Source organism: Stenotrophomonas sp. SMYL8, assembly GCF_036320065.1.
In the GTDB taxonomy this organism is placed as follows: domain Bacteria; phylum Pseudomonadota; class Gammaproteobacteria; order Xanthomonadales; family Xanthomonadaceae; genus Stenotrophomonas; species Stenotrophomonas maltophilia_A.
This window is the reverse complement of sequence record NZ_JAWIRR010000020.1, coordinates 46494-66883: the sequence shown is the minus strand read 5'-3', so window position 1 is coordinate 66883 and position 20390 is coordinate 46494. Positions and strand designations below refer to the sequence as shown.

19 protein-coding genes are annotated in these 20390 nt (G+C 67.8%); 13 read left to right on the top strand and 6 right to left on the bottom strand.

The genetic code is table 11. The annotated features are described in order from the left end of the window. Nucleotides 1-84: 84 nt before the first annotated feature. On the bottom strand, nucleotides 85-906 hold the full coding sequence (locus V3B25_RS15460) for an ATP-binding cassette domain-containing protein (RefSeq protein ID WP_107432555.1): 822 nt from the start codon (nucleotides 904-906) through the stop codon (nucleotides 85-87). Nucleotides 907-1057: 151 nt separating this feature from the next. Here V3B25_RS15460 and V3B25_RS15455 point away from each other — a divergent pair, with 151 nt between their 5' ends. From V3B25_RS15455 to V3B25_RS15440, 4 genes are all read left to right on the top strand, one after another. Beyond that, nucleotides 1058-2260, top strand: a complete 1203-nt coding sequence (locus V3B25_RS15455; protein WP_329810946.1) for a fatty acid desaturase — start codon at nucleotides 1058-1060, stop codon at nucleotides 2258-2260. Beyond that, complete coding sequence (locus V3B25_RS15450; RefSeq protein ID WP_049398994.1) at nucleotides 2257-2589, top strand: EF-hand domain-containing protein; 333 nt, start codon at nucleotides 2257-2259, stop codon at nucleotides 2587-2589. The genes V3B25_RS15455 and V3B25_RS15450 overlap by 4 nt, the downstream gene beginning before the upstream one ends. Before the next feature lie 19 nt (nucleotides 2590-2608). Further along, nucleotides 2609-3421 (top strand): bifunctional DNA-formamidopyrimidine glycosylase/DNA-(apurinic or apyrimidinic site) lyase, encoded by an 813-nt coding sequence (gene mutM / locus V3B25_RS15445; protein ID WP_329810945.1) that lies wholly within the window; start codon nucleotides 2609-2611, stop codon nucleotides 3419-3421. A gap of 105 nt (nucleotides 3422-3526) precedes the next feature. Next, nucleotides 3527-5131 carry a glucan biosynthesis protein D gene (locus tag V3B25_RS15440; RefSeq protein ID WP_201117753.1) on the top strand — a complete coding sequence of 535 codons (1605 nt, stop codon included), beginning with the start codon at nucleotides 3527-3529 and terminating at the stop codon, nucleotides 5129-5131. Between the two features lie 42 nt (nucleotides 5132-5173). Here the strand turns inward: V3B25_RS15440 and V3B25_RS15435 are convergent, their stop codons facing one another. Then, nucleotides 5174-5878, bottom strand: a complete 705-nt coding sequence (locus tag V3B25_RS15435) for a sel1 repeat family protein (RefSeq protein WP_032128680.1) — start codon at nucleotides 5876-5878, stop codon at nucleotides 5174-5176. 95 nt (nucleotides 5879-5973) lie between these two features. Then, nucleotides 5974-6594: a thymidine kinase gene (locus tag V3B25_RS15430; protein ID WP_008264720.1), complete on the bottom strand. Its 621-nt coding sequence runs from the start codon at nucleotides 6592-6594 to the stop codon at nucleotides 5974-5976. 101 nt (nucleotides 6595-6695) lie between these two features. On the opposite strand from V3B25_RS15430, the gene V3B25_RS15425 reads away from it, so the two are divergent. Further along, on the top strand, nucleotides 6696-8672 hold the full coding sequence (locus V3B25_RS15425) for a UvrD-helicase domain-containing protein (protein WP_094001738.1): 1977 nt from the start codon (nucleotides 6696-6698) through the stop codon (nucleotides 8670-8672). A gap of 341 nt (nucleotides 8673-9013) precedes the next feature. Then, the gene (locus tag V3B25_RS15420; RefSeq protein ID WP_049422378.1) at nucleotides 9014-9541 is read left to right on the top strand and encodes a GNAT family N-acetyltransferase; all 528 of its coding nucleotides are present in this window, start codon (nucleotides 9014-9016) and stop codon (nucleotides 9539-9541) included. A gap of 98 nt (nucleotides 9542-9639) precedes the next feature. On the opposite strand, the gene V3B25_RS15415 is transcribed toward V3B25_RS15420, so the two are convergent. Further along, a complete protein-coding gene (locus V3B25_RS15415; RefSeq protein WP_032128686.1) occupies nucleotides 9640-10290 on the bottom strand; it encodes a DUF480 domain-containing protein in 651 nt (216 codons plus the stop codon). A gap of 101 nt (nucleotides 10291-10391) precedes the next feature. Here V3B25_RS15415 and V3B25_RS15410 point away from each other — a divergent pair, with 101 nt between their 5' ends. The 4 genes from V3B25_RS15410 to plsB all read left to right on the top strand — a co-directional run bounded on the left by V3B25_RS15410 (nucleotide 10392) and on the right by plsB (nucleotide 16048). Next, nucleotides 10392-11315: a 5'-nucleotidase, lipoprotein e(P4) family gene (locus tag V3B25_RS15410; RefSeq protein WP_201117755.1), complete on the top strand. Its 924-nt coding sequence runs from the start codon at nucleotides 10392-10394 to the stop codon at nucleotides 11313-11315. Next, complete coding sequence (gene pyrF, locus V3B25_RS15405; RefSeq protein ID WP_032128688.1) at nucleotides 11312-12037, top strand: orotidine-5'-phosphate decarboxylase; 726 nt, start codon at nucleotides 11312-11314, stop codon at nucleotides 12035-12037. The genes V3B25_RS15410 and pyrF overlap by 4 nt, the downstream gene beginning before the upstream one ends. 424 nt (nucleotides 12038-12461) lie before the next feature. Continuing rightward, nucleotides 12462-13412: a hypothetical protein gene (locus V3B25_RS15400; protein ID WP_329810944.1), complete on the top strand. Its 951-nt coding sequence runs from the start codon at nucleotides 12462-12464 to the stop codon at nucleotides 13410-13412. After that, a complete protein-coding gene (gene plsB, locus V3B25_RS15395) occupies nucleotides 13412-16048 on the top strand; it encodes a glycerol-3-phosphate 1-O-acyltransferase PlsB (RefSeq protein ID WP_032128690.1) in 2637 nt (878 codons plus the stop codon). The genes V3B25_RS15400 and plsB overlap by 1 nt, the downstream gene beginning before the upstream one ends. A gap of 100 nt (nucleotides 16049-16148) precedes the next feature. On the opposite strand, the gene V3B25_RS15390 is transcribed toward plsB, so the two are convergent. Then, complete coding sequence (locus tag V3B25_RS15390; RefSeq protein ID WP_049461553.1) at nucleotides 16149-16352, bottom strand: YdcH family protein; 204 nt, start codon at nucleotides 16350-16352, stop codon at nucleotides 16149-16151. A gap of 91 nt (nucleotides 16353-16443) precedes the next feature. Here V3B25_RS15390 and ttcA point away from each other — a divergent pair, with 91 nt between their 5' ends. From ttcA to V3B25_RS15375, 3 genes are read left to right on the top strand one after another with little or no spacing between them, the layout of a single operon-like run. Then, nucleotides 16444-17364 carry a tRNA 2-thiocytidine(32) synthetase TtcA gene (gene ttcA / locus V3B25_RS15385; protein ID WP_329810943.1) on the top strand — a complete coding sequence of 307 codons (921 nt, stop codon included), beginning with the start codon at nucleotides 16444-16446 and terminating at the stop codon, nucleotides 17362-17364. 36 nt (nucleotides 17365-17400) lie between these two features. After that, nucleotides 17401-18306: a recombination-associated protein RdgC gene (locus V3B25_RS15380; RefSeq protein ID WP_005411825.1), complete on the top strand. Its 906-nt coding sequence runs from the start codon at nucleotides 17401-17403 to the stop codon at nucleotides 18304-18306. Between the two features lie 59 nt (nucleotides 18307-18365). Then, nucleotides 18366-19145: a SprT family zinc-dependent metalloprotease gene (locus V3B25_RS15375; RefSeq protein ID WP_329810942.1), complete on the top strand. Its 780-nt coding sequence runs from the start codon at nucleotides 18366-18368 to the stop codon at nucleotides 19143-19145. Nucleotides 19146-19518: 373 nt separating this feature from the next. Here V3B25_RS15375 and V3B25_RS15370 read toward each other — a convergent pair whose 3' ends face one another. Next, a complete protein-coding gene (locus V3B25_RS15370) occupies nucleotides 19519-20385 on the bottom strand; it encodes a methylglyoxal synthase (RefSeq protein WP_201117759.1) in 867 nt (288 codons plus the stop codon). Nucleotides 20386-20390: the final 5 nt, after the last annotated feature.

Genomic DNA, 20390 nt, shown 5'->3' with positions numbered 1-20390 from the left:
CATGCTCGGCTGCTTCTGCTCGCGGCGAACGGCAGTCGAGCATGGCTCGACTCTACAGACGGTTACGGAGAGCGATGCATCTGTCTATCCCGCGTACGCGGTCAGTCGGCCTTCCTGCTCGACCACCGTGATCGCGCCGCCGAACACCGCCGACAGCGGTTCGTTGCGCAGCAGCTCGGCGCGGGTGCCATCGGCCAGTACGCGGCCGTCGCGCAGCAGCACCACCCGCTCGATCTCGGGAATGATCTCTTCGATGTGATGGGTCACCAGCACCAGGGTGATGCCCTGCTGCGCCAGTACCCGCATGGTCGCCACCAGTTGTTCGCGGGCGACCAGATCCAGGCCGGTGGAGGGTTCGTCCAGCAGCAGTGCCTGCGGCCGGTTGACCAGCGCGCGGGCGATCAGCACGCGGCGGGTCTCGCCGGCGGACAGCTCGGCGTAGGCACGCTCACGCAGCGACAGCGCGCCGGTCATTGCCAGCGTCTCGCCAACGCGCGCGCGCATGTCGGCGGTCACTTCGCGGAAGGCCGGCACCACGTAACTGGCGAAGAAGCCGGACAGCACCGCCTGTTCCACGGTCAGCCCCGGCATGTCGGCCAGATTGCTGCTGAGGTCGCCGGTGACGATGCCCAGCTGCGAGCGCAGGCGATCCACCTGCCAGCGGTTCTGGCCCAGCACCTTCACCGCCACCGTGCCGTCGCCCTGGGCCAGCGGGTACAGCTCGCGGGTGATCAGCTTGATGAAGGTGGACTTGCCGCAGCCGTTGGGGCCGAGCAGGGCGGTGTGCTGGCCCTGCGCGATGCGCAGGCTGAGCCCGTGCAGCACCTTCACCTGGCCGCGTACCACGGTGGCGCGGTCCAGTTCGATCAAGGGGGGCTGCTCCGCCAGGGGCGGGGCGGCGGTCATGGCGCTGGCGCGTGGATCAAGGCTCGACAACTCAGGTCCCCAACTGTGAACGGTGCCTCGGATGGCGATGCAGAGCATCGCCGCAGGGATGCAGTTTGCAACGCAAGCGCCCATGATGTCTGCCATCCCCGCGTCGACCCGGAGAGCCGTCATGCCAGATGCCCTGATGTCCCTGTTGACCGGTGGTGTGCTCGGCCTGGGCTGGTGGGCCATGCTGGCGGTGCTGCTGGTCTTCAACCAGATCACCATCTTCTCGGTGACCCTGTACCTGCACCGCAGCCAGGCCCATCGTGGGGTCGATTTCCACCCGGCGCTGGCCCATGTGTTCCGCTTCTGGCTGTGGCTGACCACCTCGATGATCACCCGCGAGTGGGTGGCCATCCACCGCAAGCACCACGCCAAGGTGGAGACCGAGGACGACCCGCACAGCCCGGTCACCCGTGGCATCGGCAAGGTGTTCTGGCACGGCGTGGAGCTGTACCGCGAAGCGCGTGGCATGCGCGCGGACATCGAGCAGTACGGGCGCGGCACCCCGGATGATGCGATCGAGCGCCGCCTGTATACCCCGCATGCCACGTTGGGGCCGGTGCTGCTGTTCGCGATCAATACCGTGTTGTTTGGCCTGCCGGGCGTGGCCCTGTGGGCGATCCAGATGGCATGGATCCCGTTCTGGGCCGCGGGCGTGGTCAATGGCCTGGGGCACTGGTGGGGCTACCGCAACTACGAGTCCGCCGACACCTCCACCAATCTCACGCCGTGGGGGTTCTGGATCGGTGGCGAGGAGCTGCACAACAACCATCATGCCTTCCCCAGTTCGGCGCGCTTCGCGATGCGGCGCTGGGAGTTCGATATCGGCTGGAGTGCGATCCGCCTGCTGCAGGCGCTGCGCCTGGCCAAGGTGCTGCGGGTGGCGCCGGCCATGGACGTGCGCCCGAACATCGCGGTGCCAGATGCCGAAACCCTGAAGGCGCTGCTGTCGCACCGCTTCCAGGCGATGACCGATTACCAGCGCAATGTGTTCATGCCGGCCCTTCGCGAGGAAGCCGTGCAGGCCGGGGCCAAGCTGCGCCGCCTGCTGCCGCGCCGGCTGCGCCGTGGCCTGGTCAACGATGGCCGCTGGCTGAAGCCGGACAGTCGTGCCCAGCTCAGCGAATGGGTGGCGCAGCGCCCGCGCATCCGCACCCTGGTCGAGTACCGCGCGCGGCTGGCGGCGCTGCTCGAGGCCCGCGGCCACGATGCCGCCGAACGCCTGCATCAGTTGCAGGCGTGGTGCCGCGAGGCCGAGGAAAGCGGGATCGCCGCGCTGCAGGCCTATGCCGCACGGTTGAAGGGCTACAGCCTGGTGGGCGCGTGAGGGCAGGGTACGGGCTTCTGCTGGCGGTGCTGCTGCCGGGCGTGGCGCTGGCCCAGGTCACCGACACCACCAGCTACCTGCAGCGGATGGACAGCGATGGCGACGGCCGGGTGAGTGAATCCGAGTACGTGCAGTGGATGCTGTATGCCTTCGACCGCATGGACCGCAATGGCGATGGCGTGCTGAGCGCCGATGAGCTGCCCGGCGGCAAGGGCAGGGCGATCAGCCGCGAGCAGCAGCGGCAGGTGATCGTGCAGCGTTTCCACAAGCAGGATGCCAACGGTGATGGCGTCCTGGATGCCCGTGAACTGGCGGCACCGCCACGCTGAGCGGGCGTAGAATCGGTTCATGCCTGAACTGCCCGAAGTCGAAACCACCCGCCGCGGCCTGGCGCCGCACCTGCAGGGCCGCCGCGTGCATGGCGTGATCCTGCGCCGCGCCGACCTGCGCTGGCCGATTCCGCCGGAAGTGGCCGAGCTGCTGCCGGGGCAGCGCATCGAGGAGATCCGCCGACGCGCCAAGTACCTGCTGCTGGATACCGCCATCGGCAGCGCGGTGCTGCACCTGGGCATGTCCGGCAGCCTGCGTGTGCTGCCCGGTGATACGCCGGTACGCGCCCACGACCACGTCGACATCAGCCTGGACAACGGCCGCCTGCTGCGCTTCAACGACCCGCGCCGCTTCGGCAGCCTGCTCTGGCAGCCCGCCGGTGAGATCCATCCGCTGCTGCAGGGGCTGGGCCCGGAGCCGCTGGACGACGCGTTCGACGGCGACTACCTGTTCGCCCGCAGCCGTGGCCGCAGCGCGCCGGTGAAGACCTTCCTGATGGACCAGGCGGTGGTGGTGGGCGTGGGCAACATCTACGCCGCCGAGAGCCTGTTCAAGGCCGGCATCAGTCCACTGCGCGAGGCCGGCAAGATCTCGCGCGGGCGCTATCAGCGGCTGGCCGACGCGGTGAATGAAATCCTCGGTTACGCCATCACCCGTGGCGGCACCACGCTGCGCGATTTCATCAGCCCTGACGGCGCACCGGGCTATTTCGAACAGGAACTGCTGGTGTACGGCCGCGACGGGCTGCCCTGCCCGAACTGTGGTCGCGCGCTGAAGCACGCCACCATCGGCCAGCGCGCCAGCGTCTGGTGCAGCCATTGCCAGCGCTGAGCCGGGCGGCCATCGGCAGCTGAACGGGCAGGGTACGTCTCCGCTGCCCGTTAACGTTTGTCTGCCTATGATGGCCGACCTTCCCTCTGTGCCTGACGCGCCTGCATGCAACGACGCGACTTCATCCGCAATGCCTCCCTCGCCCTGGCTGCATTCGGCCTGCCGTCCCTGCCCGCGTGCGCGGCCAGCAAGAGCGGCCAGATGGGCCTGCGCCGCCTCGGCCAGCCGCAGCCGTTCGACTTCGCCACCCTGAAGGGCCAGGCGCGCGCGCTGGCACAGGCACCCTACAAGAGCCACAAGCGGGTGCTGCCGGGCCGCCTGGAAGGCCTGGACTGGGACCAGTACCAGTCGATCGGCTACCGCCAGGACCATGCGCTGTGGGCTGACCAGCCTGGCAAGTTCCAGGCCAAGTTCTTCCACCTGGGCCTGTACTTCCACTCGCCGGTGCGCATGTTCGACGTGGTCGACGGCAAGGCGCAGGAGCTGGCCTATGACGGCGCGGCGTTCAACTACGGCAAGAGCGGCATCAAGGACGGCGAGCTGCCGGCCGATCTGGGCTTCGCCGGCTTCCGCCTGAACACCCGCAAGGACACCGACCGCGACTTCGCCGCCTTCCTCGGCGCCAGCTACTTCCGCGCGGTCGGCAAGGAAGGCCAGTACGGCCAGTCCGCGCGCGGCCTGGCGATCGACACCGGCATGGGCAAGCCGGAGGAATTCCCGGACTTCATCGCCTACTACCTGGAGCAGCCGTCGGCCGATTCGGAGACGATCGTGGTCTACGGCCTGCTGGATTCGCCCAGCGTGGCCGGTGCCTACCGCTTCGCCATCACCAATGGCGACGTGCTGCTGATGGACATCGACAGCGCGCTGTACCCGCGCAAGGCGATCGAGCGGCTGGGCATCGCCCCGTGCACCAGCATGTACCAGGTGGGCGAGAACGACCGCCGCATGGCATGGGACTGGCGCCCGGAGATCCACGACACCGATGGCCTGTCGCTGTGGACCGGTGCCGGCGAATGGATCTGGCGACCGCTGCTGAATCCGCGCAACCTGCGCTTCAACATGTTCGTCGACCGCAACCCGCGTGGTTTCGGCCTGCTGCAGCGCGACCGCAACTTCGACCACTACCAGGACGACGGCGTGTTCTACGAGAAGCGCCCCTGCCTGTGGGTGGAGCCGAAGGGCGAATGGGGCGAGGGCTCGGTGCAGCTGGTGGAGATTCCCACCGTGGACGAGACCTTCGACAACATCGTGGCGTTCTGGAACCCGAAGGAAAAGCCGCAGCCGGGCCAGGAGCTGCTGGTCGGCTACCGCCTGTACTGGGGCGCCGAGCCGCCGGCACGGCCGCCGCTGGCGCACTGCGTGGCCAGCCGCACCGGCCTGGGCGGCGTGGTCGGCAAGAAGCGCGAGTATTTCAGCTGGCGCTTCGCGGTGGACTTCGAAGGCGGCGAACTGGCCAGGCTGATCGACAAGGGTGAGGTCGAGGCCGTGGTGGAAGCCAGCCGTGGCCGGGTCGAGATCGTGTCGGCGCGCCCGCTGCGCGAGATCAACGGCTACCGCGCGATGTTCGACCTGGTGCCGCTGGAAGGCAGCACCGAGCAGATCGACATCCGCCTGTTCCTGCGCAGTGGCGGCAAGACCCTCACCGAGACCTGGCTGTACCAGTACACCCCGCCGCCGGCAGGTGCGCCGGAGCGCACGCTGTACTGAATGGATGCGGCCCGGTGCCGGCTACATGCCGGCACCGTTGTTTCAAGGCTTGCTGTCGGTGGCGTGCGACTGGGTCGGCACACCCACTTCCACCGTGCCCCGGCGGATCTTCATCCAGGTTTCGTCCTGCCAGCGTTCGTACTGCTTCGGGTCCCAGTACTTCGGGTCGTAGAGGCGATCGGCCTTGATGGTGCGGGAGATTCCGCCGTCCATGTACACGATGTCGACGTTGTTGGACATCGAGCCGACGCGGCTGCCGGTCATCTCGCGGCGCCCCTTTCTGAGCACTTCGGCCATGCGTGGGCGCGCGACTTCGTCACCATACTCGGCGCGCAGCGCGCTTGCCTGCGCGCGCGCCGCATCATGCTGCTCCAGCGGCAGCGTGGCCCAGTACTCGTTGCGCAGCTCGACGAACAACGGATAGCCACGTTCGGCCGCCACCTCCATCCAGGCATAGGCCATGACCGGATTGCGCGGCTGCTCTACCCCGTACCAGTACATCTCGCCGAGGTAGCCCTGGGCAGGCTTGTCCGCATACCGCGCGGCCAGCCGGAAGTTGTCCATCGCGCCGTTGACATCGTTGCGACGCAGCGCGTTGACGCCCCATTGCCGGTACATCATGTCCGGGTGGCTGTCCATGAAACCGGCGCCGATCACCGCCGCATCGTCTTCACCTGACGGGCGCTCGGCCGCGGTGGCCAGCAGGGGCAGCAACAGCAGCGGCAGCAGCAGGAGGGCAGAGCGCATGTCGGACGTCCAGTTCGGCAGCAGGGGAGCCGCAGCCTAGGCGCGACAGCGCGTGCTTGTAAACCGCTGGAGGTCATGGCGCACCGGCGCGCCTGCTACAGCGGCAGCGGCGCCTGCGCCGGATCGATCCGTCCTTCACCGCGGGTGATCTTCTTGAACTCGGCGCGGCTGACCGACACGTAGCGGTCGTTGCCGCCGATCTCCACCTGCGGGCCGTCCTGCACCGCGTGCCCATGCTCGTCCACGCGCACCGTCATCGTCGCCTTCTTGCCGCTGTGGCAGATGGTCTTGATCTCCTGCATCTCATCGGCCCAGGCCAGCAGGTACTGGCTGCCTTCGAACAGCTCGCCGCGGAAGTCGGTGCGCAGGCCGTAGCACAGCACCGGAATGCGCAGCTGGTCGACCACTTCGCTGAGCTGCCAGACCTGGGCGCGGGTCAGGAACTGCGCCTCGTCCACCAGCACGCAGCCCATCGGGCCGTTGGCTGCCAGATCCTGCTCGACCCATCGCTGCAGGTCGGTATCGCGGTCGAAGGCCATGCCGTCCGCACGCAGGCCGATCCGCGAGGCGACCACGCCGGCGCCGGCACGATCGTCCAGGCGCGGGGTCAGGATCGCCACCCGCATGCCGCGCTCGCGGTAGTTGTGGGCGCTCTGCAGCAGGGTGGTGGTCTTGCCGGCGTTCATCGCCGAATAGTAGAAGTAGAGCTTGGCCATCGACGGATTGTACGCCGCAGCCCCGCTTCGCCGAAGCCGTTCAGCAACCCCACCGGCGGCCCGCTGTGGTCGTCACCCGGCCCCGCTACAATCCCCATCCCATGCACGGTCTCAATCCCCCCCAAGCCGCCGCCGTCCTGCACATCGAAGGTCCATTGCTGGTGCTCGCCGGCGCGGGCAGCGGCAAGACGCGTGTGATCGTGGAAAAGATCGCCCACCTGATCGGCTGCGGCCGCTATCCGGCGCGCCGCATCGCGGCGATCACCTTCACCAACAAGTCGGCCAAGGAAATGCGCGAGCGCGTGGCCAAGCGCCTGCGCGAGCAGGACGCCGACGAGGTGACCATCTGCACCTTCCATGCGCTGGGCCTGAAGTTCCTGCAGATCGAGCACGCGGCCGTTGGCCTGAAGCGCGGCTTCTCGATCTTCGATGCAGACGATGCCGCTGCGCAGATCAAGGACCTGATGTATGGGGCCAAGCCTGATGACATCGAGGACATGAAGAACCTGGTGTCGCGCGCGAAGAACGCCGGCCTGTCGCCCGAACAGGCGATGGCTGCCGCGCGCAGCAACCGCGAGAAGGAAGCGGCCAGCGTCTACGAGCGTTACCAGCTGCGCTTGACTGCGTTCAATGCGGTCGACTTCGACGACCTGATCCGTTTGCCGGTGCAGATCCTGGAAGAGAACCCCGAGATCGCCCTGGCCTGGCGCGAGCGCATCGGCTACCTGCTGGTGGACGAATGCCAGGACACCAACGACGCGCAGTACCGCCTGCTCAAGCAGCTGGCCGGTGACAAGGGCAACTTCACCTGCGTGGGCGACGATGACCAGTCGATCTACGCCTGGCGTGGCGCCAACCCGGAAAACCTGCAGCAGATGGGGCGTGATTACCCCGCGCTGGAGATCATCAAGCTGGAGCAGAACTACCGCTGCTCCAACCGCGTGCTGCGCGCGGCCAATGCGTTGATCGCCAACAATCCGCATGAGCACCTGAAGAAGCTGTGGAGCGACCAGGCCGACGGCGAGCGCATCCGCGTATGGGAATGCCGCAACAGCGAACATGAAGCGGAGAAGGTCGCTGCCGAGATTGCCTTCGTGGCGCAGTCGCGCAACGTGCCGTGGAGCGACTTCTGCATCCTGTTCCGTGGCAACTTCCAGTCGCGCCCGCTGGAAAAGGCGATGCAGCTGCTGCGCATCCCCTACCACCTGACCGGCGGCACCATGTTCCTGGAACGCCAGGAAGTGAAGGACACGCTGGCCTGGCTGCGCCTGCTGGTGAACCCGGACGACGACACCGCGTTCATGCGTGCGGTGCAGTCACCCAAGCGCGACGTCGGTGCCGGCACGCTGGCCAAGCTGGCCGAGCTGGCGCAGGAGAAGGACATGCCGATGGCGCAGGCTGCCGAGGCGATCGGTGCCCTGCAGCAACTGCCCCCGCGCGCGGCCAACAGCCTGGCGCGCTTCACCGACATCCTGCGTGACCTGCGTGCACAGACCCGGCAGGTCACTTCCGGCGACATGATCCGCAAGGTCGCCAAGGAATCCGGCCTGCTCAGCGAACTGCGCCAGCAGGCCAAGGAAGAGGCGAGTTACCAGCGCCGTGCCAACAACATCGAGGAACTGGCGCAGTGGTTCGAGGGGGGCCCGCGCGGTGCCACTGCCGCCGACCTGGCCGGCCAGCTGGCGCTGCTGTCGCGCAGCGACAAGGACGAGGGCGGCAACCAGGTGCGCATGATGACCATGCACGCCTCCAAGGGCCTGGAATTCCCGTACGTGTTCATCGTCGGCTGCGAGGATGGCGTGCTGCCGCACCAGGTCAGCCTGGACGAGGGCAACCTGCAGGAAGAGCGGCGCCTGCTGTACGTGGGCATCACCCGCGCCAAGATCCAGTTGTGGATGAGTTACAGCAAGCTGACCCGCAAGTTCGGTGAGCACGTGCGGTTGAAGCCGAGCCGGTTCTTCGAGGAGATTCCGGCGGAGGAGATCCAGCGCGATGGTGCTGATCCGGTGGCCGATGCGGTGCGCAAGAAGGAACGGGCGAGTGCGGGGTTGGCGGCGATCGAGGCGTTGTTCGATTGATCGGCGAACGGCGCAGCCCCTCGTGGCTGCCGCCGTTCGCAGCGCATTCGTGGTGGGCCGGGCGGGTGGGCCGGTCGCGACACGCCGTAAACCCATCCATGGGGGCTCGGCCGCGGCTTGCTCGTGTGCGCTGTCCTGCGCACACGGCAAGACCGGGGTTGGGCGTCCTGCCCAACCCGCCCGAGGCATGCCTCGGGCCCATGCCGCGGACGGTCCCGCCCAGCCCACCCGCCCGGCCTCTGACAGGTTCCGTGCGCGCCAGCCACGGAAAAGAAAAAAGAAAATCAAAAGCAACAGCCGGGGGTTGAGGCAGAATCGGGGTTTCGGCTGGAGGTCTGCGCGTGCATCCCATCGAAAGTGAACGCCTGCGCCTGCGTGCGATTGAACCTGATCGCGATGCGGCGCCGATGCTGGCGCTGTTGAATGATCCGGGCTTCGTGCGCTTCATTGGTGACCGCAATGTGCGCAGTGAAGAACAGGCGCGTGAGTACATCGCGCTGCGGGTGCTGCACAGCTATGCGTTGAATGGGTTCGGCATGTATGCCATCGAGCGGTTGTCCGATGGGGCGTGGCTGGGCAATGCCGGGCTGGTGCGCCGCGATGGCCTGCCGGGGCCGGACATCGGCTACGCGGTGCTGTCTGAATTCGCCGGGCAGGGTTATGCCGGTGAGGCGGCGCGGGCGGTGTTCGCGCATGCGCGCGCTGAGCTGGGCCTGCAGGATCTGTACGGCATCACCGATCTGGACAACGTGGTGTCCGGGAAGATCCTGCTGGGCCTGGGCATGCAGGAGCGCGGGGTGATCCAGTTGCCGGGCATCGAAACGCCCAGCCGGCTGTACGCCACCTTGGGTGCGGCTGACGTCGGGTAGTGCCGGCCGCTGGCCGGCACAGTAGCAGCTGACGGTGGGTGCCGACCGTTGGTCGGCACGATTCAGATGCAGTGCCGACCAACGGTCGGCACCCACCATCAACCGCGCAGTTCGGCCAGCTGCGCCTGCAGCTCGGCCACGGCCGCTTCCAGCTGGGCCACGCGCTCGGCCAGGCCCGGATCGGCCGCGTCGCTGCCACCGCCGCTGCTGGCGTATTTGGCCGCAAGCGCCGCGCCGTCCACTTCACCGCACAGCAGGTGCATGTAGCGGTCTTCGCGCTGGCCGCTGGCGCGCGGCAGCACCACCAGCAGCGCGCGCTGCTGCAGGCGCTCGATGGCGTGGCGGGCTTCGTCGGCGTCGGCGAAGCGGTGCAGTCGCTCGCTGCGCGTGACCAGTTCGCCCAGGGTCTGCGGCCCACGCAGCAGCAGCATCGCCAGCAGCACGGTCTGCTGCCGGGTCAGGTCCAGCGCGGCCTGCAGGCGGTGCTCGTAACGGTCTGCGCGCGAGGAGAAGTGCTGGCGGGCCAGGCCCAGTGTTTCCAGCTGGCGCAGCGCGTGCTGCACGCTGCCGGCATCGACGTTCATCACCGGCTCGCGGGCGGTCTTCTGGTTGGCGGCCGATTGGGCGGCGTTGACCGTCAGCGGATAGGTGTCCGGGGTGGTTGCCTCCTTCTCCACCAGGCAGCCCAGCAGGCGGGCCTGCACGGCGTCGAGCAGGGGGACGTCGGGGGTCTGGGTGGAATCGGTCATGGCGGCCTCCGGAAGGGCAACGGGTCAACCGCCAAGCATAGCCGTCCTGGGACCGCCTTTGCCGGTAAAATGCGCCGGTATATCTGATTGCCGGTGAATCCATGCGTCGTCCCGTTTCCCTGTCCCTGACCCTGCTCGCCACCGCGGCGCTGGGCCTGTCCGCCTGCAAGCGCGTGGATGCGCCTGCCGCTGAAGCCGCTGCGCCGGAGGCCCCGGCCGCCGCTGCCAAGGCCGACGGCGCGCTCGATGCCACTGCCAACGACAACCTCAATGCGGTGCTGTGGATGCAGCGCGCGCAGGAGTACAAGGCGATCACCGAACAGACCTACCGTGCCGCCGCCGACCACCTGGATGCCGCGCTGAAGGAAACCCACTGGGATGCGCTGGTGCCGGAAGAACGCGGCAACGAGGCCAAGGGCCTGAAGCCGGCCGTGGTGCTGGACGTGGATGAGACCGTGCTGGACAACTCGCCCTACCAGGCGCGCCTGGTGCGCGACGGCAAGGAATACGACGAGCTGACCTGGGACCAGTGGGTGGCCGAAAAGAAGGCCAAGGCCATTCCGGGCGTGGTTGATTTCGCCAAGGCCGCCAACGCCAAGGGCGTGACCCTGCTGTACATCTCCAACCGTGCCGTGCACCTGAAGGACGCAACCCTGGCCAACCTGCGCGAGCAGGGCCTGCCGGTGGCCGACGACAGCGTGTTCCTGGGCCTGGGCACCGTGGTCGAAGGCTGCGAGCAGGCCGGCAGCGAGAAGAACTGCCGCCGTCGCCTGGCCGGGCAGAAATACCGCGTGCTGATGCAGTTCGGCGACCAGCTGGGCGATTTCGTCGAAGTGACCGCCAACACCAACGACGGTCGTGACGCGCTGCTGCAGCAGTACCACGACTGGTTCGGCGAGCGCTGGTGGATGCTGCCGAACCCGACCTACGGCGGCTTCGAGCCGGCGCAGTTCAACAACGACTACAGCCAGTCGCGCCAGGCCCGTCACGACGCCAAGCGCGCTGCGCTGGACTACGCACCGTGAGCCGCGCGCCGCTGCCGCTGCGCGATGACGAGCGCCTGATCTTCGCGCTGGACGTGCCTGACCGCGTGCAGGCGCTGGAGTGGGTCGACCGCCTCGGCGACAGCGTGGCGTTCTACAAGATCGGCATGGAACTGCTCGCCTCCGGCGAGTACTTCCAGGTGTTGGACGAGCTGGCCCGCCGCGACAAGCGCGTGTTCGTCGACCTGAAGTTCTTCGACATCCCGGCCACCGCCGCGGCGGTGATCAAGCGCCTGTCGCAGTGGCCGGTCAGCTACGCCACCATCCACGGCTGGCACCCGGCGATGATGGAAGCCTGCGCCGCCGCCAACAGCAGCGACATGCGCCTGCTGGCGGTGACCGTGCTGACCTCGATGGGCCGCCCGGACCTGGCGCAGATGGGCATCGACCGTGAGCCGGTGGACGTGGTGGTCGAGCGCGCGCTGGCCGCGCAGGCGGCCGGTATCGATGGCGTGATCGCCTCGGGCCAGGAAGCCGGCCCGATCCGCGCCGCTACCGGCGCCGGGTTCTCGATCGTCTGCCCGGGCATCCGCCCCGGTGGCCCGGTCGGCGATGACCAGAAGCGTACCGTTGGCGTGGCCCAGGCCTTTGCCGATGGCGCCGATGCCATCGTGGTCGGTCGCCCGATCCGCCTGGCCGCCGATCCGCAGGCTGCGGCCCGGGCCATCCAGCAGGAAATCGCGTCGGCGTTGGCTACGCGCTGAGATTCCGCTGCGCAGTCTGCAGGCCCGAACGCCATCCCGACCCGCGCGGGATGGCGTTTTTGCATCCGCCGAAGGACCGGTTGTGCCCGAATCGCCGCAAAATCTGCCGTAGATTTCATGGCCCCGGCACCAGGCATCAGGCTAATCAATAAAATCAATGATTTATATGACACTACGTGAAGTGTTGCCTTAACTTGAGCGGCAGCGTAGGATCGCCGCCATCCGGTCCTCGGACCGGACATGTGCCACAACACTGTCCACCGGCCCTGCGCCGGCTTGAAGAGCCTGTGATCCTCGTGATCCCGGCTCTTTTTTTATTCCGATCAGTGACTTGCACAAGCAACTGCAGAAACCGTGACGTCCCGGCTTGCCGCTGTCACCTCGCAGGCCGCAAGATGCGGACCGGTCCGGGGAGTCCGAGTGCATGAGCGTGGCAGTGCGAGGAAGGTCTGCGCGTGGATGGGGGCTGGCAGTCATGCTGCTGGCCGTGGCCGCCTGCCGTGAATCGGTCAACGATCCGGCCAAGCCGGCGGCCGAGCCGGTCGCGGCGGTGCAGGCGATGGCCCTGCACCTGGCCGAGGACGATCTGGTCGGCTATGCAAAGCTGTCGGTTCCCCCCAGCCAGTACCAGCGCCTGCAGCAGGCCTGGGCCGAGGGCCATAGCCAGTGGCCGCTGACTGAACTGCCACTGGGCGACCAGCTGCTGCCGATGCTGGCCGCACTGCGCACGCCCAATGCCGGTGCCGAACTGCAGCGCAGCTTCGATCGCCAGCTGGCTGGCCAGGCCAGCGCCGTACGCCAGGCCGCGCAGTCGATGGGCAACTTCGGCGTGCAGTACCTGCGCCACCAGAAGGGCTATACGCCCGGCCAGCAGGCCCATTACATCGCCCTGGTCGAAACCCTCGCCAGCTGGGCGCAGGGCGCGCCGATCAGTGACCGTGCGCGTGCACGCAGCACGATCGCCGCGCTGGTGGGCGCCGCCGGCAAGGTCGGCTTCGATGACGAGGCCGGCCTGCAGGCCGCGGGCATGGAAGGCAGCCTGCAGCAGCTGGCGCCGTTCATCCACACCCTCAAGGCGGTGCTGGGCAGCTACGGGTTGGGCGTGGATGACGCGCTGCGCAGCGTGCGGGGCGAGCTGCTGTCGGTGGAAGGCGACAACGCGCTGGTGCGCCTGCACTACGATCTGGCGGGGCGCGAGATGAGCCTGCAGCTGCCGCTGAGCCGGCGCGAGGGCCATTGGTACCTGACCCGCACCCTGGCCGACACCGATGCCCTGCTGCGCAAGGCCGACGCGGCCCGTGCCGCAGCGGCGCCGGCACCGGCCGAGACCCCGCCCGAGGGTGGGGAAGCGGCAACACTGCCGCCTAAGCCATAATGGCGCCGATGTCGAAACAGAACCCGCTGCCGTTCCCCGGCGAAGAATCCCAGTCGACGCCCGCCGATACGGTGCCGGCGTCCCCCTCGACCGGTACCGGCCCGAACCCGGTACCGCCGCCCGCGCACGCGCGTCCGGCCGGCCGCCGCCCGCTGTGGGCTCGGCTGCTCGGCCGTCTGGTCGAGCCGTGGCTGTCGCTGAAGATCGAGCCGGAAGACCCGGGCCAGTACAACGATGGCCGCCCGGTCATGTACGTGCTGGAAGACTACGGCCTGTCCAATGCGCTGATCCTGGACAAGGCCTGCCGCCAGGCCGGCCTGCCGTCGCCGCTGGTGCCGCTGGCCGGTGACCCGACCGGCCGCAAGCGCGCCTACCTGGCGCTGTCGCGGCGCAGCTCCAGCAACTCGCTGATTCCCGAGCAGCGCGGCGCCAAGACCCACTCCGATTCGCTGGCCAAGGTGCTGCAGGCCCATCGCGTGCGCGATGACCTGGACGTGCACCTGGTGCCGGTGTCGATCTTCGTCGGTCGCGCGCCGGACAAGCAGAGCGGCTGGTTCGCCGTGCTGTTCTCGGAAAACTGGGCGCTGGTCGGCCGCTTCCGCCGCCTGCTGGCGGTGCTGCTCAACGGCCGCAGCACCATCGTCCGCTTTGCCCCGCCGATCTCGCTGCGCAGCACCGTGGACGAAGGCCTGGAGCCGGAGCGCACGGTGCGCAAGCTGCAGCGCGTGCTGCGTACCCATTTCCGCCGCATCCGTGAATCGGTGATCGGCCCCGACCTGTCGACGCGGCGCCTGCTGGTCGACCAGGTGCTGGCGGCCGAACCGGTGCGCGAAGCGATCGCCGCACAGGCCAAGCGCGACAATTCGAAGCCGGCCGATGCCTGGAAGAAGGCGCACGCCTACGCCTGGGAAATCGCCGCGGACTATTCCAGCCCGGTGGTGCGCTCGGCCAGCTTCATGCTCAGCCACGTGTGGAACCGCATCTATGCGGGCGTGCTGGTGCACCACCTGGACAAGTTCAAGGCCGCCGCGCCGGGCCACGAAGTGGTCTACGTGCCCAGCCACCGCAGCCACATGGACTACCTGCTGCTGTCCTACCTGCTGTACGACCGTGGCATCGTGCCGCCGCACATCGTGGCCGGCATCAACCTGAACCTGCCGGTGGTCGGCACCCTGCTGCGCAAGGGCGGTGCGTTCTTCATCCGCCGCTCGATCCGTGGCAACGCGCTGTACTCGGCGGTGCTCAGCGAATACGTCGCGCAGCTGGTGGCCGGTGGCTACTCGCTGGAGTACTTCGTCGAAGGCGGCCGCTCGCGTACCGGCCGACTGCTGCAGCCCAAGGGCGGCATGATCTCGATGACGCTGCGCGCGTTCCTGCGCCAGCCGCGCAAGCCGGTGCTGTTCCAGCCCATCTACATTGGCTACGAGAAGCTGATGGAGGGCGGCAGCTACCTGGACGAACTGTCCGGCCGGCCGAAGGAAAAGGAATCGATCTGGTCGCTGCTGTGGGGCATCCCCAAGGTGCTCAAGCAGAACTACGGCCAGGTGGTGGTGAACTTCGGCGAACCGATCGCACTGAACGACGTGCTCGCCGAGAAGGCGCCGGAGTGGAAGGGCGAGGCGGTCTCCGAGGACGAGAAGCCGGCGTGGCTGTCGACCACGGTGGATACGCTGGCCGAACGCATCCAGGTGCGCATCAACGGCGCCGCCGACGTCAACCCGATCAACCTGCTGGCGCTGGCCCTGCTGTCCACGCCGAAGCACGCGATGGGCGAGGCCGACCTGATCGCGCAGATCGAGCTGTGCAAGACCCTGCTGGTCGAGATGCCGTATTCGGACCGGGTGACGGTGACCCCGCACTCGCCGGAGCGGATCATCGCCCACGCCGAGGAAATCAACGTCCTCACCCGCATCAAGCACCCGCTGGGCGACGTGCTCAGCGTCAGCGGCGATACCGCAGTGCTGCTGAGCTACTTCCGCAACAACGTGGTGCACCTGTTCACCGCCTCGTCGTGGGTGGCCTGCTGCTTCCAGAACAACCGCCGCATGAGCCGCACCGGCCTGGTCCAGCTGGGCCGTACGGTGTACCCGTTCCTGCAGGCCGAGCTGTTCCTGCCGTGGAGCGAGGACGAGTTCGCCCAGCGCATCGACCGGACCATCGATGTGTTTGTGCGTGAGGGCCTGCTGCAGAACGTCAACGATGACGACGGTGGCATCCTGGCGCGCAATACGGGGCAGACCGACGAGGTGTTCCGCCTGCGTGCGATCGGCCATTCGCTGCAGCAGGCGTTCGAGCGCTATTACATCGCCATCTCGGTGCTGGTGAAGAACGGCCCGGGCGTGCTCGGCGCGGCCGAGCTGGAAAGCCTGTGCCAGCAGGCCGCGCAGCGGCTGAGCCTGCTCTACGCACCGGCGGCACCGGAGTTCTTCGACAAGTCCCTGTTCCGTGGTTTCATCCAGAAGCTGCGCGAGCTGCGCCTGGTGTGGCCGGACGAGAACAGCAAGCTGCTGTTCGACGAACGCCTGGACGCCTGGGCCAAGGATGCCAAGTTCATCCTCGGCCGCGAATTGCGCCACACCATCGAGCGGGTCAGCCCGGAAGCGGCCCGCCCGGACGAGCCTGCGCCGCAGGATTGAAGGCAGCGCCGGGGCATGCCCGGCGAACGGCATGCCAACCAAGGTTGGCATCTACCGGGGCGAAGCAGTAGATCCACGCCATGCGTGGATGGGCCACCGCTCAGGCCGGTTCGTCGGGAATCTGCAGGCTTTCCAGCTTGGCGATGCAGTCCTTCAGCTGAAGCTTGCGCCGCTTCAGGCGCTTGGCTTCCAGCTCGTCCTCGCCATTGGCGGCCATGCGGGTGATCTGTTCATCCAGCAGGCGGTGCTCGGCGCGCAGGGCGGCGAGGTGCTCGACGATCTCGGCGGGGCTGTAGGTGTCCACAGCCTCCGAGCATACACAGCGATGATGACTGCCGGGAGAGGGGAATTCCGACCCCCGGCCGTGGCCGCTCCGAGCCGTTAGAATGGAACCCATGAGTGCCGTGATTTCCCTTCCCGATCCCCAGCCGCGCGTCGCCCGTGATCCGCGCGTGGCCGAGCGCGAGCAGCACAAGCTGGCCAAGCGCCTGCGCCGCCAGGTCGGCGAGGCGATTGCCGACTTCGGCATGATCGAGGCCGGCGACAAGGTCATGGTCTGCCTGTCCGGCGGCAAGGACAGCTACACCCTGCTGGACGTGCTGCTGCAGCTGCAGAAGAAGGCGCCGGTGCCGTTCGAGCTGGTGGCGGTGAACCTGGACCAGAAGCAGCCGGACTTCCCCGAGCACGTATTGCCGGAATACCTCGCAGGCCTGGGCGTGCCGTACCACATCATCGAGCAGGACACCTATTCGGTAGTCAGCCGGGTCATTCCGGAAGGCAAGACCATGTGTTCGCTGTGCTCGCGGTTGCGTCGTGGCGCGCTGTACAACTACGCCGAGACCCACGGTTTCACCAAGATCGCGCTGGGCCATCACCGTGACGACATGGTGGCCACGTTCTTCATGAACCTGTTCCACCACGCCAAGCTGTCGGGCATGCCGCCGAAGCTGCGCAGCGATGACGGCAAGCACGTGGTGATCCGGCCGCTGGCCTATGTGCGCGAAAGCGACATCGTCGAGTACGCACAGGCCCGCCAGTTCCCGATCATTCCCTGCAACCTGTGCGGCAGCCAGGAGAACCTGCAGCGCCGCCAGGTCGGCCTGATGCTGAAGCAGTGGGAAAAGGACCACCCGGGCCGCATCGAGCAGATCGCGCGTGCCATGGGCGAAGTCCGGCCCTCGCAGCTGGCCGACACCACCCTGTTCGACTTCATGGCGCTGGGCCGTCGCGACGACGCGCCGCTGCCCGACGTCCATGCCTGGCTGGCCGGCTCCCCGGCCGACGCCGACGCAGATCCCGAGACGCCCACCGTTTAAGGTCGGTCGCCCTTCCTCTTTGCCATCCGGAATTCCATGTTCTTTCGCAACCTGACGTTCTTCCGTTTCCCGACCACCACCGATTTTTCCGAAGTCGACACCCTGCTGCCGCACGCCCTGCTGAAGCCGGTCGGCGCACTGGAAATGAATTCGCGCGGCTTCATCTCGCCGTTCGGCCGCGAGGAGAAGGAACTGCTCTCCCACCGCATCGCCGAACATCTGTGGCTGACCGTGGGCGGCGAGGACAAGATCCTGCCGGCGGCGGTGGTCAACGACCTGCTCGAGCGCAAGCTGGAGGAGATCGAGGAGAAGGAAGGCCGCCGCCCGGGTGGCCGCGAGCGCAAGCGCATGAAGGACGACCTGCTGCATGAACTGCTGCCGCGCGCCTTCGTGAAGTCCTCGCGCAACGACGCCTTCATCGACCTGCAGCACGGCTACGTGGCGGTGGATACCTCCAGCCGCAAGACCGGCGAGTACTTCATGTCCGACATCCGCGGCCTGCTCGGCAGCTTCCCGGCGATGCCGCTGAATGCCGAAGTCGCACCGCGTTCGATCCTGACCGGCTGGATCGCCGGTGAGCCGCTGCCGACCGGGCTGAGCCTGGGCGAAGAGTGCGAGATGAAGGACCCGGTGGAAGGTGGCGCGGTGGTCAAGTGCCAGCACCAGGAACTGCGCTGCGACGAGATCGACAAGCACCTGGACGCCGGCAAGCAGGTGACCAAGCTGGCGCTGATCTTCGAAGACAACCTGTCCTTCGTGATCGGCGACGACCTGATCGTGCGCAAGCTGAAGTTCCTCGATGGCGCCCTGGACCAGCTGGAGCATGCCGACGAAGACGGCCGCCGCGCCGAGTTCGACGCCCGCTTCGCCCTGCAGAGCGCCGAGATCCGCCGCCTGTTCCTGTTGCTGGAAGAAGCCTTCAAGCTCAGCAAGGCTGACTGAACAGGCAGCCCGACGGCCGCCGGTCATCCGGCGGCCCGAAGCGGCGCTATGCTGGGCGCATGAGCCGTCTGCTGCGCCGCCTGATCAGCCCGACCCCGCCCGCCACCGTACAGCGCGACACCGTTCGCCTGCGCCTGGAGGATGCCGAGATCGAGGTGCTGCGCGTGCGCGATCCACGTGCGCGCCGCATCAAGCTGAGCGTGGACGAGCGCGGCGCACGCTTGACCCTGCCGCCGCGCGCAAGCCTGGTGATGGGCGAACGCTTCCTGGAACAGCATCGCGACTGGCTGGCGCTGCAGCTGCGCCAGTACCAGGGCCAGGGCCTGCCGGCACCGCTGCAGCCCGGCGAAGACGGCGTGCTGCCCCTGCGTGGCGAACTGCTGCCGCTGCGCTGGCAGGAAGGCCGCTACGCGCGCCTGGAGATCGACGCGCACGGCGCCTGCGTGCAGTGGCCGACCCGCGGCGGTGATGCCACCCTGCGCCGCCTGCTGCGCGAGTTCTACGAAGCCCAGACCCGCGCCGACGTCGGCCGCTGGTTGCCGAAGTACCTGCCCACCCTGCCGCGCGCACCCAGCCGCCTGCGTCTGAAGGTGATGTCCTCGCAATGGGGATCGTTGGCCCCGGACGGCAGCATGGCACTGGACCTGGCGCTGGTGCTGGGCCGCTCGGACGCGTTCGAGTACGTGCTGGTGCACGAACTCTGCCACCTGATCCAGCCGAATCACTCACCCGCGTTCTGGCGTGAAGTGGAACAACGCTTCCCTGCCTGGCGCGAACAGCGCGACTACTTCCAGCTGGAAGGGCGACGCCTGAAGGCGATGCTTCGGCAACTGCTGTAGCGCCCGCGCTACAGCAGTTGCCCACGCATTCTTCCTCTACCCCCGCCTTCGGCGCGCCCCTTCAACAGAAGGGGCTTCACTCAAGACCGCGTGCTGAGCAGTCGAGCAAGCTCGACTCTACAGAAGCGCACACAGCGCGCGCGCAGCGCGCGACCCGCTCCTGCTCTTCTTTCTTTCTTCCGTGGTGGGCACACCGGAAAGTGTCCGTGGCCGGGTGGGGTGGGTTGCGCAGGGGCGTGAGCCGCATGGATGCGGCGACCGAGCTTACAAGGACGTACTTGCAGCGCCCCCTGTGCAATCCACCCCACCCGGCCGAGCACGGCTTCTGATCTGAACGACCCACCACGAGGGGCTCAGCCGTTGGCCGAAACCCTCACCCCGCCCGCAACGCCGCCGCCGTCGCCCACCGCGCCGCCACCCGCGGCGCCGTAATGCACACCGCCTGATCAGTCACCGTCGTCACCGCGCGCTCCAGCAGCTGGATATCCGCCTCATGCTGGCGCGCCACGTGTGGATCCTCGAAGAAGATCGCGCGCTGGCAACGCCCCTCCAGCACCCGGTCGGCAATCTGCGCATCACCGCCCATCGGGCCGCTCTGGTAGCGCGTCACCCACGGCGTATCACGCGGCCAGCCCCGGCTCCAGGCCAGCTCGTTCAAACGCTGGCCGGTGGTCCCGGTGGCCACCCGCTCACCGAACCGGGCCAGCACATCGAAGTGCTCATCGGCGAAGGCCAGCATCGCCGGCTTCATCGCATCGTGCGCGATCAGCGCCAGCGTCTGGCCTTCGAACGCATGCAGGTCGTCGGCGCCGGTATCGGCTGCCAGCCCGGCGTGGACGCGCTCCACCTCCACCCAGTCGCGTGCGGTGGCTACGGTCGAAATGAACGGCTTGCCGTGGATCACGCACTGCCGCTTGAGCGCGGTTGCTTCCGGAAACACCGAGGATGGATCGACCGGGTCGATCAGGTAGATCGCGCCATCCAGTGTCCGATCCGGACCCATGCCAACGACTTCGGCGACCAGCTTCATCAGGCCACCCTCGCGTCCGTAGGGATAACGGTGCAGGCCCGCGTACCCGGTCAGGAAGCCCTGCCGTTCGATCGCGTCATGGGTGCGGCCGACCGCATGCAGCGACACGCCCAGCTCGCGCAGGCCGGCCTCGCTGCTGCGCAGCCAACGGAACAGCGCAGCGCGCGCGTCGTGGTGATGAAGACGGTTGGCAGCCAGGCCGATGCGCATCGAAC